General features: G+C 35.4%; 14 protein-coding genes and 1 pseudogene. 4 read left to right on the plus strand and 11 right to left on the minus strand.

Features of this window, described 5'->3' with window-relative positions:
- Positions 1-184 precede the first annotated feature (184 nt).
- The 11 genes and pseudogenes from ACP6PK_RS11085 to ACP6PK_RS11135 form a co-directional block, all read right to left on the minus strand.
- Positions 185-625, minus strand: coding sequence for an RNA-guided endonuclease TnpB family protein (locus tag ACP6PK_RS11085; RefSeq protein WP_426559653.1), 441 nt, complete (start codon positions 623-625; stop codon positions 185-187).
- A gap of 205 nt (positions 626-830) precedes the next feature.
- Positions 831-1040, minus strand: a pseudogene (locus ACP6PK_RS11090) (zinc ribbon domain-containing protein); the annotation flags it as partial.
- Positions 1041-1055: 15 nt separating this feature from the next.
- Positions 1056-1913, minus strand: a complete 858-nt coding sequence (locus tag ACP6PK_RS11095) for a transposase (protein WP_426559654.1) — start codon at positions 1911-1913, stop codon at positions 1056-1058.
- Between the two features lie 10 nt (positions 1914-1923).
- The gene (locus ACP6PK_RS11100; RefSeq protein WP_426559664.1) at positions 1924-2535 is read right to left on the minus strand and encodes an IS607 family transposase; all 612 of its coding nucleotides are present in this window, start codon (positions 2533-2535) and stop codon (positions 1924-1926) included.
- A 65-nt stretch (positions 2536-2600) separates the two neighbouring features.
- Entirely contained in the window at positions 2601-3086 is a 486-nt protein-coding gene (locus ACP6PK_RS11105; RefSeq protein WP_426559655.1) for an RNA-guided endonuclease InsQ/TnpB family protein, read from the minus strand.
- The gene (locus ACP6PK_RS11110; RefSeq protein WP_426559656.1) at positions 3037-3393 is read right to left on the minus strand and encodes an RNA-guided endonuclease InsQ/TnpB family protein; all 357 of its coding nucleotides are present in this window, start codon (positions 3391-3393) and stop codon (positions 3037-3039) included. Before ACP6PK_RS11110 ends, ACP6PK_RS11105 begins: the two co-directional genes overlap by 50 nt.
- Before the next feature lie 521 nt (positions 3394-3914).
- Entirely contained in the window at positions 3915-4403 is a 489-nt protein-coding gene (locus ACP6PK_RS11115; RefSeq protein WP_426559657.1) for a DUF2141 domain-containing protein, read from the minus strand.
- Positions 4404-4673: 270 nt separating this feature from the next.
- The gene (locus ACP6PK_RS11120; protein WP_426559658.1) at positions 4674-4952 is read right to left on the minus strand and encodes a hypothetical protein; all 279 of its coding nucleotides are present in this window, start codon (positions 4950-4952) and stop codon (positions 4674-4676) included.
- A complete protein-coding gene (locus ACP6PK_RS11125) occupies positions 4912-5166 on the minus strand; it encodes a hypothetical protein (protein WP_426559665.1) in 255 nt (84 codons plus the stop codon). The genes ACP6PK_RS11120 and ACP6PK_RS11125 overlap by 41 nt, the downstream gene beginning before the upstream one ends.
- Positions 5167-5337: 171 nt before the next feature.
- Positions 5338-6540, minus strand: a complete 1203-nt coding sequence (locus ACP6PK_RS11130; RefSeq protein WP_426559659.1) for an RNA-guided endonuclease InsQ/TnpB family protein — start codon at positions 6538-6540, stop codon at positions 5338-5340.
- A gap of 387 nt (positions 6541-6927) precedes the next feature.
- Positions 6928-7605, minus strand: a complete 678-nt coding sequence (locus ACP6PK_RS11135) for a glycoside hydrolase family 108 protein (protein ID WP_426559660.1) — start codon at positions 7603-7605, stop codon at positions 6928-6930.
- A 493-nt stretch (positions 7606-8098) separates the two neighbouring features.
- Here ACP6PK_RS11135 and ACP6PK_RS11140 point away from each other — a divergent pair, with 493 nt between their 5' ends.
- From ACP6PK_RS11140 to ACP6PK_RS11155, 4 genes are all read left to right on the plus strand, one after another.
- Positions 8099-10279, plus strand: a complete 2181-nt coding sequence (locus ACP6PK_RS11140; protein WP_426559661.1) for an O-linked N-acetylglucosamine transferase, SPINDLY family protein — start codon at positions 8099-8101, stop codon at positions 10277-10279.
- 1274 nt (positions 10280-11553) lie between these two features.
- Positions 11554-12915, plus strand: a complete 1362-nt coding sequence (locus ACP6PK_RS11145; RefSeq protein ID WP_426559662.1) for an ion transporter — start codon at positions 11554-11556, stop codon at positions 12913-12915.
- A 742-nt stretch (positions 12916-13657) separates the two neighbouring features.
- Positions 13658-13882: a hypothetical protein gene (locus tag ACP6PK_RS11150; protein ID WP_426559663.1), complete on the plus strand. Its 225-nt coding sequence runs from the start codon at positions 13658-13660 to the stop codon at positions 13880-13882.
- 244 nt (positions 13883-14126) lie between these two features.
- On the plus strand, positions 14127-14726 hold the full coding sequence (locus tag ACP6PK_RS11155) for a MiaE family protein (protein WP_094672692.1): 600 nt from the start codon (positions 14127-14129) through the stop codon (positions 14724-14726).
- Positions 14727-15331: the final 605 nt, after the last annotated feature.

Here is a 15331-nt window from a genome sequence, read left to right on the forward strand (position 1 = left end):
AGGAGCTGCGCTTTTTCGTATAGGGAATGCTCCGCTTTCCATGTCGCTCCGCGTTTTGCTGGCGCACAACTTTCGTATAGGGAATGCTCCTAATTACGCACTTCGGCTGTCGCCGACATATAAAGCGGAGCTTTGCGTCAGCAAAACATAGCACCCGCCTTCCGAGATTTACTCTCAGAAGGTCTTACGGTTGCTCCACAGACAAGCCAGCGCGGTCTTGGGGGTCTCCCCCATGAGCGACTGGCGCTGACACTGCGAGTCCCGCAGCCAAAATGTTAATTGCAGCGTTTATGTCTCTATCATGGTGGCTACCACATTCAGGAGAATTCCACTCTCTAATATTGAGAGGCAATTTTTCTACTACATGACCACAATTAGAACAGCGCTTGGAACTAGGGAAATATCGGTCCAGAGTGATTAATTCCTGTCCATACCATTCGGCTTTGTATTCTAATTGCCTCACTAATTCTCCCCAGTTAGCATCACTAATAGCTCTAGCTAATTTGTGGTCTCTTGGTGCGCGTTCCCTCTCTTGGTCAGCATTCCGCAAGCGAGCTGGCGGCGACGCGGGGTCTGACCGCTTGCGAGCTGGCGACGACGCGGGGTCGCACCGCTTTTTGACCATGTTTTTACTGCTAAATCCTCAACTACTATTGTTTGGTTTTCTCTAATTAGTTGTAGGGGAGCCGTCGGATTGGCGACGTATGTCAGTTTATGGGTATAGTGCTACTTTGAACCTCATCAAAACGCTTAAATCTTCTTAAAGCGCTCCAGTAGGTATGGCATCACTGACGACAATAGAATCATTGACAACAGTGAAGGCAGTTCGCCTAGTCCTGCAAAGCTCTCAACATTATGTTGCGAGCGCCATTGATATCCCGTGCAATTATATGACCACATTGAGGACATTTATAAATCTTGGAACCACCCAAGTTCTTATGAACGTGACCGCAGTTTGTACAAGTCTTAGAAGTATAAGCTTCATTACAACGAACTACTAAAACACATGAGCGAGCTGCCTTATGTTGTAGGTAATCAGCAAACTTTCCATGACTCTACGAGAGCATATTTCTGACAGATTTGCGGTTAATTTTTCTGGTTGACTTAAGCACCATTTGAGAGGTTTCATAAGTAGGCAGAAAAATTAACTTATAGCTATTAACTAATACTGAAGCTACCTTGTTATGCAAATCCTTTACCAGATATTGAATGCGATTTCTCATTCTAGTTGCTGCCTTGCGCATTTGATAACGTTGCCGTTTGTTTTTTGATAGTGCGGCACGACTTAATAAATTATCAAGGTGCGAGCATAAACGGTTAATTCGCCCGATGTCTCCCTTGCCAATTTCTAAAACGTTTTCACCATCATAGCCAGTTAAAAAGGCTCTATTTCCAGGGTCTAATGCAATAACTTGATCGGAACCAGTAGTCGTTGGCTCAATGTATTGAGGAAAGCAAGCAAACCATTGTCCTCGTTGATCAACCAGCTCAGTTCCATAATCACAATTACGAGGTACTTGATATCCAATCGCAGTACAAAAAAGCATACCTTTTACTTTTTGAGGAAACCAAGTTCCATTCCGATAAGCATCGTTTTTAAATTGAATTACTTGAGATTTATTTCGACAAGAACGATAACGCAATTGAAAGTTGGGACTGTTGTTAGCAGCCTGAGCTTGTTGATACGCAAGTTCAGCTTCACAGACAGCTTCTTGTCTGGTTTTTCCTAAACATTTAGTCCATTCATTCTCAGGTTGAACTTGTTGGCTTTGGATTACTTGGTCTAACGATTTCCCTTTTGGCAAAGTTCTTTGATGATTAAAAAACTCAACACACTGATTGTAAACCCAACGGTAAGCAGCCAGCCATTGCTTCCAGATTTTATGTAGTTCAATACTAGGCCAAACAGGCACTTTTAAAACACTATTTGGCCTCAGTTTTTGACTCTTTTTGTATGGGTTTTTCCCGTATTTTCTCACTGATCTCTTTTTTGTATCTTCGTAACCCATAAAGCCTCGAACTGAAACAGTGGATGATGGACAACATATCTTGAACGAGTTCTTGTTCGGGAGATTGTTTGCTGTCATGGAGAACCAAGAGTTCGCACTCGTTACGTTCGCATAGCCACTTAACCAATTCAAATCCAAATCTAACGAGTCTGTCTGGGTGGGCAACGACAAGGCGTTTGATATCACCTGTGCAAATTCTGTCCAAAATGGAGAGGAATTGTTTCCGCTTAAAATTAAGTCCGCTGCCAATTTCTGATATGATTTCCGCTTCTGGGAATCTTGAGAGAAGTAGTTCAATTTGTCTCTCAATATCGTCTCGTTGGGAATGGCTCGACACCCTTGCATAACAAACAGTGGTAATTGCCCTGGGCAAACCTGCTGCTTGTTCGATTTCTGCGATTGAGTACCGCCTGTGCCCTGATGGGGTTTTGATTGCTTTGATTTTGCCTTCTTCTTCCCATCGTCTGAGACTTGAGACTGCAACTCCAAGGATGGAGGCTGCTTCTTTGGGTCTGACATATTTCATGTGAAACATTTATTTTTTTCTATCTTAGATCGATTTATTACTTTTTGAGCGTTTTAGATAGAAAATTAATAATTTGTTACAAACTCTCCTCCTGGGTCTTTAATTTTTGCGTGTATCTTGGCGACTTTCAGTCTGGCTTTGTGATAGTTGTTAGACTTTTTGTCGGGTTTTCTATCTAGGGATTTCTGGGCTAACCTCAGTTTTTTGTGTAACTTCTGAAGATTCTTTGGGTTGGCAACTTTATCTCCATCAGTTGTAGTTAGCAAACTGGTAATCCCTAAATCAACGCCAACTTGTTTCTGAGTTGGCTTGAGCCTCAAATCTCTGGTATCATTAACTCTCAAAGATACAGACCATCTACCACTTGGTTCAAGTTTGACAGTAATTGTACTAGGCACACAGTTTGGCGGTAGTTGCCTACTCCATCGGATAGGTAATGGTTCTGCACATTTGGCTAAATATACTTGGCCATCTTTCCAGCTAAATGCTGCCTTAGTAAACTCAGCACTGCCACCCCATACGCTTTTTCTTAAAATTAGGGTATTTAGCACGTCCGCTAAAAAAGTTGGTGTTTGCGCAGCATTCCGAAGGAAAAGCAGTCTGTAGATGTCTCAAGCCTTGCTGCAATGGTACACTGCTTACTTCAGTAAGGAAATCTAAATCTTCTTGTTTTTTCCAGTTAGTAAGCATAGTTGAGATTTGCTTGTAACTGACACGTTCTTTGTTCTCATACCATGCTTGAGTTCTTGCAGCTAAAGCCTTGTTGTAGATTAGGCGTACACATCCCAACGTTCTCCGCAACAGATTTTCCTGCTCTGGAGTTGGGTGAAATCTAAATTTGTACGCTTTTTCCTCCATTTACTGTTTGCTTTTCAAATTTTATACTTTAACAGATTATTTGTAAAATCGCAACATTGATTGGCATTCCCATACGACGCTCCCCTACGGGAGAGCGCGAGTCTTCTGCCAACATTTTGATAAAGCCAGATTAATTAATTATCCATTATCTATTGGTAAACCTATTTCCTAAGAGTTGTTAATTTTATAAGCAAAACAAATATCTATGAAGGGATAATTTTAAAATTCCCATGTTAAGCAAATTATGAATAAACGTAAAGATAGGGGTTTATTGAAACTATTCTCAATTATTTTACGAGTTTACTTAATTTGGAGTCTATGATATGATTTTTAAAGTCACAGGCTTGTTATAATTAATTTATATAAAACAACCTTTAAACTATATTTAATTCGTATAATATTAAGTAATTTTAAATTTAATCTCTGGATGGAAAAAACAAATTTTCCAGAGACAACTTAACAATAGAAGCACAAAAATTGACAAAAATGTATATTTGTGCATATATAAAATTCCTGACTTCCTAAAGATATTGCAATTTAATCCAAATATTGTTTGTTGAACCTACAATAATCACAACTACATCCCTAAATTTGGGAGGACCTGTGAAAATTTTTGGGTTTTTGGAAAAGCCAAAGCCTTCTTTTGGAATGCCAAGACCATTCAGATTGAAGATACCATCGTCATTAAAATCATGAAAAGCAGCAACAGCATAACTTCCTGGTTTCAAATTCTCAAATGTAATTGCGGGAGTTCCTTCCTCTAAATCAACACACCTAGCTTGCAAAGCCCGATCGCCATCACTGGGAAATCCTTGACTACCGGAAAAAAGACTCAGGCAAACTTGTCCAGTTTGATTTTTCAGACCATCAATATTAATTGTCAAGCTACTGTTTAGTATCAAACTATTTTTTACTGTTAAGTTACTATTTAAGGTGGCTCTAGCCTTCTCTGAAACAACTAGATTTCCCAGAAAAGCTAGTAGTAGAAAACTAACAAAAAATCGTTGCATTATTACTTCTCCTAAATAATGGGGGTAAAACTAAGGTTGTGTAAACAATTTGAGCCATTTAGATTCCTGCTCGAATTCTGATTTGTTGGAGTCCTTCGCTGATGCTAATAGCATTGCGGTAGTCCAGTTCAGCCCGAGCCTTCGTATCATTGACTGAAAACTCAGTACCCATCAGATATAGCGCTGTGCTCCGGGAACAGGCACTATTGGAACAGGCAACAGGGGGAATAAATTGCCGATAATATAAGACTTTGAGCTGCTTGGCCCCTACTACAATTTGTAAATATACCAGCGCTCATTGCTATAAACCATCACAGGTGCTATGGGTGGTCGTTGATTTAACCCCAAAAGCTTCCATAGCAATTCCACAATGTAAGCAATTAAAAGTGCTAGACCTCTTGGCAGATAAGGATTACCTGGTTCAATTCCTTCTGCTCTAAGAATTTCTGTAAAAAAGGTTTTGAGTGGGCGTTGTTCACCATCAGTCACATAGTATATCTGTCCACCCCTACTCTTCTGAATGGCAGCTATAACTGCTGCTCCGTTCATTGTCTACATGAATGGTAGACAGGGTATGCTTTCCACCACCAATCCACACCCACTTACCTTCTTTAGCCATTTTTAACATATCATCGTAGTGAGGATTTTTAGGACTCCATATTGCCGGGGGTCTCAGAGCGATCGCTTCAAAGTTAGGTTCATTACCTTCTAAGACGAGTTTTTCTGCTAAGGCTTTGGTTTTTGAGTAATAATCTTGTAGCAGTCGTTTTGGTTAATATAGTTCATCTACATTTTTAATCGGTCTTCCATTAATGACAGATGCAGCACCTATATATATGAATTTTTTCACGCCAGCGCTTTTTGCCAAAGCTACTAATTTGTAGAATTTGTCATAGTCGTAGTTGACATCCTCCCCGGCCTAAAAAGCGCAATCCTACCGAACCGAAGTTCCTCGGTGGGTTAACGTCTCATTGGCTGCTGCTAACTTGACGCTAGTCTTATGCTTGCCTCCACGTCCGTTTAAAGTCTCGGACTGCCCGCCCGCGACTAATATATTTATGGCTGCATTCTCGTCTCGATCATGTTTAGCACCACAGTTGAGACACTCCCATTCTCTCACCGAAAGGTCTAGTTTCCCACCTTTAAAACCACAACTAGAACAGGTTTGAGATGTTGCTTCCCAACGACTAATTACTCGAAATTCACGACCATATTTTTCTGCTTTTCCTTCTAGGAATGTTCGGAATTGTCTCCAACCTAAATCAGAAATTGCTCTAGATAATTTACGGTTCTTGACCATTCCGGAAACGTTTAGATCCTCTAAAATAATTGTTTGGCTTTCACGAATTATTTCAGTGGATAATTTATGTAGAAAATTTGTCCTTGTATCTTTCAGTTTGCCATGAAATTTAGCTATTCTCAGCCGAGCTTTTTCATATCGTTTAGAACCGAAGGTTTTCTTAGATAATGATTTACTTAACTTTCTGTATTTCTTAATTCGTTTCTTCAATGGTTTTGGAGCATCAACCTTTCTACCGTTACTCAAAGTAGCAAAAGTTTTAATTCCTAAATCTATACCTACTGACTTATCAGTTTTAGGCAAAATTTCAGGTTGTATTTCTACTACAAAGCTCAAGAAATATCTATGAGCTGAATCTTTGATTACTGTTACTGATGATGGAGTGGCAGGTAGCTCTCTTGACCATACAATTTCAAGCTTTCCAATCTTAGCTAAATATACTTTATGCTGACCAATTTTAAACCCTCCCTTTGTAAATCTAGCAGTTTGCTTTGACTTTCTAGTTTTGAATTTAGGAAGTTTTATAGGTCTACCTTTCCTCTCACCTTTAGTTGACTTAAAAAAGTTTTGATAAGCCTGGTTTAAATCATTCAAAGATTGCTGCAATGGTATAGCAGAAACTTCTGATAACCATTCTCTATCTTCAGTCTTTTTAGCTTCGGTGATAAACTGTTTTTGTAGCTCAGAATTGGTAGGTTTCTTTTCTCCTAATCTATACTTTTGTTGGCAGCAAGCCAGACTATCATTCCAAACCACACGCACACAACCAAATAGTTTTGCTAATTGGTATTTTTGTTGGCATGTTGGATAGACACGATACTTAAATCTAGCTTTCATAACCGCATTTTAAAACTAATAATATTATAGCATACTTATCAAAGAAAAAAAACAATTTAAACCTCCCCCTTTTAGGGGGAGGTTTAAACCCAATTTTCTGGTAAAATCCATGTAGGCTGCACAATGGACTACAATCTGATTAGCCAAATCCTTTTATTACAGAAGAGGTAATTATTAGACTTGTCGCTTTATAACTTAAAAAATTATCAAAAACCTTGTTCTATAAGGATTATAGCTATTGCCAAACAAAAAAGCTGGTAATTATTTTCCTGTCTGGGTTTGAGCGATTTTTTGCCTCTATTTAGCGACAACTCTATTAATTGTTGAACTGCAATACCTAAAATTTTTTGGAGTTTAATTCTCAACTAACTGCTTCTAGAAACTTCTTCAATTATCTTTCAACTTTTCCACATAACCCCACAAACTATAATCACGAGCTAACCAACCATGAAAAAAAGCCATCTGACTAGCATCTTCTTGAACTCTTTTATAACGATAAATAATCCTTTCGTTAATCATTTGCAGTGCAGTATTTCGATTATTACCTTCTGCTAATGCTTCTTTGGTCTTAGTATCAAATATACCTGTTTGTGGTAGTCCTAAAGCTTGTTGCAGAAAAGTTACCGAGTTATTAATACCAAAATTAACAGCAGTATCAAACATAACTACGGCAAGAGCGGGGTGCATAGTAGCTGACCTACTATTATCCCAATAACCTTGATAAATTTCCATCAATTCAGCATCAGACATTTGCGTAACATCTAATGGTGGTAAACCCCTTCGCCGTCGATAAGTATTATATACACTTTGTAAAATTCCTTTATAAGTTCTACCACCTTTATCTGCTGGATGATTACTAAATCCACCTTCAAAATATAGAGTAAAAGATAGAGCAGTTTCAAATAATTTTTCTTCATAGTTTTTTTCAGTTCTTGCTTGGGCAGGAATTTTATTACTAATACTAATAGACATTCCTACTGCCAGAATTAATGAAATAATTGCCAGAATTATTTGAGGTTTAAATTTGATTTTGGGTTGGAGTTGATTCAATTTTTGCCAAATCATTGTTTTTAGGAGTCAGAATTAGAATTCAGGAGTCAGAATTTCAAAGGTTTTTAGTTATAGCGCTACGCGCTAGGGAATAGGGAATAGGGAATAGGGAATAGTAAATTGTCAAAGGGTTTTAGGATTTAGAAATGTCCTAAACTGAATTCGTAGAGCTATAAAATTAACTCTTATAAAAATTATCACAACTTGATATTAAACCTCAACCAAGACATTTCAAATACCCCTAGTGCAGGATGGCGGAAATAAGTCACCAGTCACAAAATACTCAAAGCTTTACCAATCAAAACTTCTGACTTCCCCTCTTGGGAGGGGTTAGGGGTGGGTTGACTTCTGACTTCTGACTTCCCCGTAGCGGTACTAGGGATGCTGGTACGTTACAATGCACCCTACCAGACCGACACTCATTTATTATGGCTAATTAATCAGACTTGATATAAGTTAAATCTTGGACTTCAGTAAAAAAGCTGATAACTGATAACTGATAACTGAAATGACTTCCTCCAATTTTTCTACCTCACAAACTCCAAATTTTGAGACTTTGACACAACAAGCTGAACTTTACTACGCTCAAGGACAATTATCAGAGGCGATCGCTTGTTGTCGTGAGGCTTTAAGTTTACAACCTAATTGGGCACCTACTTATGTTACTCTGGCCAATATTCTTCAAGCCCAAGGTCAAATCTCTGAAGCAATTAGTCTATATTATCGGGCCATAGAGTTTAATCCTGATTTATCCCAGGCTCATGTTAACTTGGGCAGTATGTTTTATCGCCAGGGAAAATTGGAAGAGGCGATCGCTTGTTACAGGAAAGCTATTCAATTACAACCAGAGATGGCCGTTGCTTATTGGAATTTGGCCAAGGTTTGGCAAAAGATGGGCAAGTCAGATGAAGCGATCGCCTCACAACAAAAAGCATTAGAATTAAATCCTAGTTTGGGTGGGGTAGAGTTTAATTTAAGTCAAGGATATAGGTTAGCTGAAGAGGGTAAATTAGGAGAAGCTATTGTTTTTTGGCAAGCAGCTATTAAACTTAAGCCAGATTTAGCAGAAGTTTATGGTGAAATTGGAATTATTTTGAGAAATCAAGGTAAATTTTCTGAAGCTCTTCAACACCTGAAAAAAGCCATTGAAATTCAACCTGACTTTGCTACAGCTCATCAACATTTATGTGGCATTTTGAGGGATGGTAATAATTATGCAGTTGCTAGGGAAGCAGTCAATAAATATAGTCAAGAATGTAGGGTAGTCGATCCGATTATGACTGCCATATATATGATTAGTACATATCAAGTATCTGGCTTAAATGAAATTGCTAAAGATAGATTTTTTGATTTGGAGGCTAAACTTATAGAAGATATAAATATTGCCAAAAAGTCAGTGGAGCTAAAATCTTTATATGGAAATTTTTTATTTAGCGTTCCTTATTTAAGAGACAATATTGAAGCTAATTCTCATCTCTACAAATTAGTATCTAAAGCTTATACTGAGCTAGCTCTCAAACCTAAGTCTAATTATCAGCAAAAATTGGCAAATTTTGAGTTTAGTAAAAGTCGTAAATTAAAAGTTGGATTTATATCTAGTCACTTTTGTAGACATTCTGTAGGTTGGTGCAGTCTTGATATAATTCGGGAGTTAGGAAAGCTCAACACAGAAACATATTTATACTCAACGGAACGTTTAAAAGTAGACGACCAAACTCATAAATTTAGTCAAGCTGCTACTAAATTATATGTACCGAAAAAATATCCTCAAGGAATAGCAGATGTAGGAGAAATTATTGGTGAAATTCAGCAAGACAAAGTAGATATATTAATAGATTTAGATTCTTTGAGTTTACCAATTAATACAGAGATTTTATCTTATCAACCAGCACCTATTTGTATATCTTGGTTAGGATTTGATGCTCCTTACATATCCTCAGATAATTATTTTCTCTGCGACTCGCACACCCACCCTCAAGACAGAGATAAATACTATGTAGAAAAATTGGTGAGAATGCCAGATTCATTTGTCGCAGTTTCTGGTTTTGAAAGAATAGAAAAAAGTCAAGCTAATTTAAGAAAATCCCAAAGAATAGGTTTAGATCAAATAGTTTATCTCTGTTTGGCACCAGGCAGGAAATTTAACCGAGATTTAGTTAAAGCACAAGTTGCTATTTTGAAACAAGTGCCTAATAGTATCTTAGTTCACAAAGGATTAGGAGATGTAGAAGTATTTCAAGCTGCTTATCATCAAGCTTGTCAAGCTGAGGAAGTTAGTATTCATCGGATTAAATTTATGGATAGATTTTCTACAGAGGAGGAACATAGAAATATTTACTCTTTAGCAGATATTTTGCTTGATTCTTCTCCTTATAATGGTGGTACTCATACTTTAGAAGCTTTATGGTTTAACTTGCCAGTTGTTACCCATGTCGGAGAACAATTTTTATCTAGAATGGGTTATTCTTTTTTACAAAGTTTAGATATTAAGTTAGGGGTATCATGGTCATGGGAAGAATATATTGATTGGGGTGTAAAATTAGGTCAAAATCCTAACTTACGGCAGGAATATATTGATAGGTTAGTGAAGTCTAAGGAGTCAGAAAATTTAGCACCTTTGTGGAACTCTAAAAAATTTGCTCAAGATATGTATACTGCGGTCGAAAAAGTATTAATTAGGGCTTGCTGAAAAAGTATTATGGGTGAGGGTAAGAGTCAGAATGAATGGGAAATTTAGAGCTGCTGGGAGAGAGAATTATCCCTTGATTTTTCAGCAAGAGAGTCAACCCAAAATCCTAATTTTTAAGCTCCCTAGTGCCACTACGCGGAAGTCAAAATTCAAAATTCAAAATTCAAAAGTATTGATTGGTAAGGCTTTGAGAATTTTGTAACTGGTTAGTTATTTCTGCCATTCTGCACTAGAATGAAAAGCTTGTACTTTTTAAAGATCTAAAAATGCTAAAAAATTTATCTATAAAGGCTTTGATATTTAATCAGCAAACCCTAATTAATGACTAATAAATAAGGTCTTAGGCTTCCTCTTTCAAAGGAATAAAAAAGCAAACTTTGGATTTGAAACTACCCTATTATACAAGGAAGTCAAACCTAACTATAACTACTTTTTGTAATTGGTCTTACAGGATAATTAATAATTATTAATTAAATAATTCAGCTTTATTAGCCTCCCCTTTCAAAGGGAAAAAAAAATAAATTTTTTCCTTATTGGTCAATCCTCTCCCTTTTAGGGAGAGGTAATTATCAATTATCAATTAATTAAAGGATATACTGAGAACTCAAGACGGTTCAGTTAAAGATTTTTTTTTGCAGTTATTTAATCTCAAAAGCTCATATAATTGTTCAATAGCATAGGAGTTTTAGTCTTATATAAATTTTATCAAATATTGCTACAGTCTTGATACGAACAACAGACAAAAAAACACTATCAAAAAATAGGTAAAAAGTTTTATTTTGAGAATTTATGGGTAAGCATTTCCTGACGGAATGCTGCGCAAACAGCCGTCAGCTATCAGCTATAGCAATCCTCCGCATATTTGTGGCAAAAATCTTGTCGCTTTTTAGGGAAAAGGGAACAGGTAACAGGTAGGAGTTTCAACTTTTTTATCTACTTTTTAATTACCCGCAACCTCTGCGCGGATTGCTATATAAGTTATTAACTAATTATATGATTATTTTAAAAAAAGAAATTAGTCTTCAAGGAGAATTCAAAGTTATTACTAAAGTATACTCCTTTAACCTGAGAAATAATTGAATTATTCATTATTTAATTATTTGCTGTTAACGCAGTTCCTCCGCAGGAGGCTTGCTGACCGATAATAGCTGAATGCTTACATTTATGGAATTTATATTTTTTAATTTTACGAATAAATCACAAATTAAAATGTAACTGCATAAGCATGAATTTAGTATGATCTGAACTGTATTGACTAATAACTGATAACTGAAGTGAAAATACCTATATTTTATCCTGATAGTAAACTGATTAGATTATGGGAAGTATTAATTGTATTTATTACAATTTATAATGCCTTTATTGTACCATTCAGAATTGCTTTTCTCCAAAGATTTAATGGCATCTGGATTTTATTAGATTTAATCGGAGATAGTATTCTAATCGCTGATATATTTCTTCGATTTCGTCTTGCTTACTTTGAGCGTGGAGAATATATTAAAGACCCAAAAAGGATAGCTCAAAATTATCGTTCAGGACTTTTCCTTAGACATTTAATAGTGAGTTTTCCTGGAGATTTAATGGCACGAATTTTCTTGCCAAATTCATTATTTATTATTGCGTTTTTGAGATTAACTCGTTTATTACGCTTACCTCAATTTTATCGAATTTTTAACAAGTGGGAAACTAATATTCATATTAATCCTACCTTGATGAGAATGTTTAAATTAGTAATAGTAATTATTTTAATTACTCATTGGGTAGCTTGTATCTGGTTTATGATTGGTAGTTGGGAATCTACTACCGGAAATTCTTGGTTAAATTCTAAATCATTAGAATCAGCAAGTAGAAGAACCCAATATATCAATTCTCTTTATTGGGCTATTACAACTCTTACTACTGTTGGATATGGAGATATAACTCCCAGTAATGAAGTTGAAATAATATTTACCCTAATAGTTATGTTTTTAGGGATATCTATGTATGCTTATATTATTGGTAATGTATCTTCATTAATTTCTAACTTAGATGCTGCTAAAGCTAGATATAGAGAAAAGTTAGGGCAAATTCAAACCTATATGCGAGATAATAAAATTACTCCGAAATTACAACAAAAAATTAGAGACTACTATCAATATAGATGGCTAGAAAATCAAGATATTAGAGATTATCATATACTAGATGAATTACCAGATCCTTTAAGGATGAGATTAGCACTAGAACTTCACAAAGAAGTCATTGAAAAAGTTCCAATTTTTCAAAGTGCAACACCCAATTTTTTAGGGGAAATAGTAATGGCATTAAAACCAGAAATACTGCCACCTGATGAATATATAATTCGTGAAGGTAAATGGGGCTATGAAATGTACTTTATTAGGCGTGGATTGGTGAAAGCTTTTTCAGAAAAAACTGGTGATACATATAGAATTATGGAACCAGGTACATTCTTTGGAGAAATTGCTCTTTTATATGAAAAACGACGTACTGCATCTGTTAAAACATTAACTTACTGTGAGTTATTTGTCCTAAAGAAAGATGACTTTAAAAAAGTATTAGACCATTATCCAGACTTTGCAGCTCATGTTCAGAAAATAGCACAAGAACGTTATGAGGGTGAAAATAAGGAAAAAAAATAATACCCAAAATATCTATTAGGGTGGTTAGATAGGGCTAAAATCTAAGTTGTGAAATGTATTTAAAAATCCGTTGTAACCCACCATGTTAGATATGTCTATCGACTAATTATCATATTAAACATATATCTATACAATGGGTGCATCTCAATGCGTGAAGAAAGCCAAAAATTTATCGCTTTTAGTGAACAGGGAACAGGGAACAGGGAATAGGGAAAAAGTATTTTGGCAAATATGAGATGCACCCTATCCAATTTACTCCTATATTTAGAAGTAATACCAAAAATTATTCGATAAATATCTAAAATAGAAGCAGCATTAAACAACTGAACCAACTTAAAAAATCAAGAAGTTAGAGGAGTTAGACAAACAAGAAGTATTTATAAATAACAGGAAAGAATAAATTATTTTAGCTAAACAATAAGGTCGAAAATAAGGATTGAAAGAATGATAAGACAAAGAACAAAAAGATGGTTCAATAATGGATAATTGATAATTACCTCCCCCTAAAAGCTATCCTTTATAAGGAACTCGTGAAACCTTTGTAGGAGGGGTAAGAGGGGGGAGTAAGAATTTTGTAAAGGTCTTCACTTATAGTATATTTTTCAAGACAATTTTCTGGCGAAAAAGCCTCTCCCAGACTTATTCATAACTTGTCTTTAATGTCTAAGTTTTATGTTAAGAAAGATGTTTATAAAGCATAGCCCTAAAAGGAAGAGGATTGAATAAAAGGAAAATAAATTCATTGTTTCTCCACGGCGATTCAGAGACTTTAAACCTTTATTTTTCGGTAAAAACAAGGAACAATCTAGCAGTTAGTCAAACAAATATTCCATTGAATTCAGCAAATATTGGTAGAAGTTTCATCATAAATCCAACAGTTCTCTTGAGTAAAATTATACTTTTAGCAGAAAAAATCTTTGAGATGAAAACTATTGATAATTGGTTAGATAATCAAACAGATAACTAGAAACAAATAACTCTTGCAGACAAACTTTGCCCGAAAGCAAAGTTCCTCCGATATAATCTTAAATACCCTAGCTAGGGAGAGCTGATGACAAGATTTAGAACTTCCTGAATGCCAATTAAGTATAAGTAATTTATCTTTAAATAAAGATGACTTTAAAAAAGTATTATAAAATTTTTAATCCCTGAAATTTTATGGTAGAAAAATAACGAGATAAGCTAATGAAAAGTAAAATTAAGGAATAACTATGCAATTATCAAAAACACCAACAATTAAATATATAAAACAACCTACTTCCCAAGCTTGGATAGAACAAGCAATTGCCAATTTAGACATTATATTATTAGACCATTCCCACTGTGAAAGAAAGGCAGCAGGAGTAGCTTTAAATTTAATGTTTCGCTATCCTTCTAATGCTAAAATGATCAAAATGTTAACAGCTATTGCCCGTGAAGAACTAGAACATTTTGAACAAGTAAACCAGTGGTTAGAACGTCGTAATATTCCATTAGCTCCCCTAAATTCTCCTCCTTATGGAGCAGCTTTAAATAGTCAAGTTCGGCGGAATGAACCAGAAAGAATGTTAGATTTATTATTAGTTTACTGTTTAATTGAAGCTCGTAGTCACGAACGTTTGGGTTTACTTGCTGATTATTGTCCTGAACCAGAATTAGCAAAATTTTATCGTAGTTTAATGGCATCTGAAGCCAGGCATTATGGAGTATATTGGATTTTAGCTACAACTTATTGTGAACAAATGATTGTTGAGAAAAGATTAGAAGAATTAGCAATATTTGAAAGTGAGATACTGAGTAATTTACATCCAGAACCTCGGATTCATAGTTAATTAATAATAATTAATCAGCATTCAGCGATTAGCAATTAGCATTCAGAAGCCTAAATTAATCAGTAAAAATAGTTTAAACTAGGAAGATTTTAATTCTGACTTATAACTTATAACTCCTAACTCCTAATATTTAGTCGTAATATAGCCATAGTAATTATAGTGGTTTTCACAAAGGTAGACTAGAAAAATTATGCCCTCTGCCTTCTGCCTTTAACCAAAAATATCTGTATTCTATGTTAATGAAAAGAGGTATAAATATATAGCAAGATGAAATGATTTGTGAAAAAAAACCGTAGGGGTTTGGTTTCCAAACCAAGACGCAAATGGTATTTGGAGACCAAAATCCTACAATCAAATATTACAATTTAGAATTGCTAAGTAATAACTAATAACTATAGCAATCAGTTGTGAGTTGTGAGAATTTGTAATATTTTATCTAACGGGGTTTGGTTGAAAAAAACCATCTTAGCTAGGGTTTGGAGACCAAACCCCTACAGTTTTTTATCACATCTTATTCCTAATTGCTATGATAACTAATAACTAATAACTGATAACTGATAACTGATAACTGATAACTGATAACTGATAACTGATAACTGATAACT

Source organism: Dapis hubbardiae BLCC-M172 (genome assembly GCF_050016015.1).
GTDB lineage: Bacteria > Cyanobacteriota > Cyanobacteriia > Cyanobacteriales > Microcoleaceae > Trichodesmium.

Excerpts from the sequence above, each read along its gene's own strand:
- ACP6PK_RS11120 (WP_426559658.1), bottom strand. The coding sequence starts at position 4,952 with ATGAACGGAGCAGCAGTTATAGCTGCCATTCAGAAGAGTAGGGGTGGA.
- ACP6PK_RS11135 (WP_426559660.1), bottom strand. The coding sequence starts at position 7,605 with ATGATTTGGCAAAAATTGAATCAACTCCAACCCAAAATCAAATTTAAA.
- ACP6PK_RS11100 (WP_426559664.1), bottom strand. The coding sequence starts at position 2,535 with ATGAAATATGTCAGACCCAAAGAAGCAGCCTCCATCCTTGGAGTTGCA.
- ACP6PK_RS11155 (WP_094672692.1), top strand. The coding sequence starts at position 14,127 with ATGCAATTATCAAAAACACCAACAATTAAATATATAAAACAACCTACT.
- ACP6PK_RS11140 (WP_426559661.1), top strand. The coding sequence starts at position 8,099 with ATGACTTCCTCCAATTTTTCTACCTCACAAACTCCAAATTTTGAGACT.
- ACP6PK_RS11130 (WP_426559659.1), bottom strand. The coding sequence starts at position 6,540 with ATGAAAGCTAGATTTAAGTATCGTGTCTATCCAACATGCCAACAAAAA.
- ACP6PK_RS11085 (WP_426559653.1), bottom strand. The coding sequence starts at position 625 with ATGGTCAAAAAGCGGTGCGACCCCGCGTCGTCGCCAGCTCGCAAGCGG.
- ACP6PK_RS11110 (WP_426559656.1), bottom strand. The coding sequence starts at position 3,393 with ATGGAGGAAAAAGCGTACAAATTTAGATTTCACCCAACTCCAGAGCAG.
- ACP6PK_RS11115 (WP_426559657.1), bottom strand. The coding sequence starts at position 4,403 with ATGCAACGATTTTTTGTTAGTTTTCTACTACTAGCTTTTCTGGGAAAT.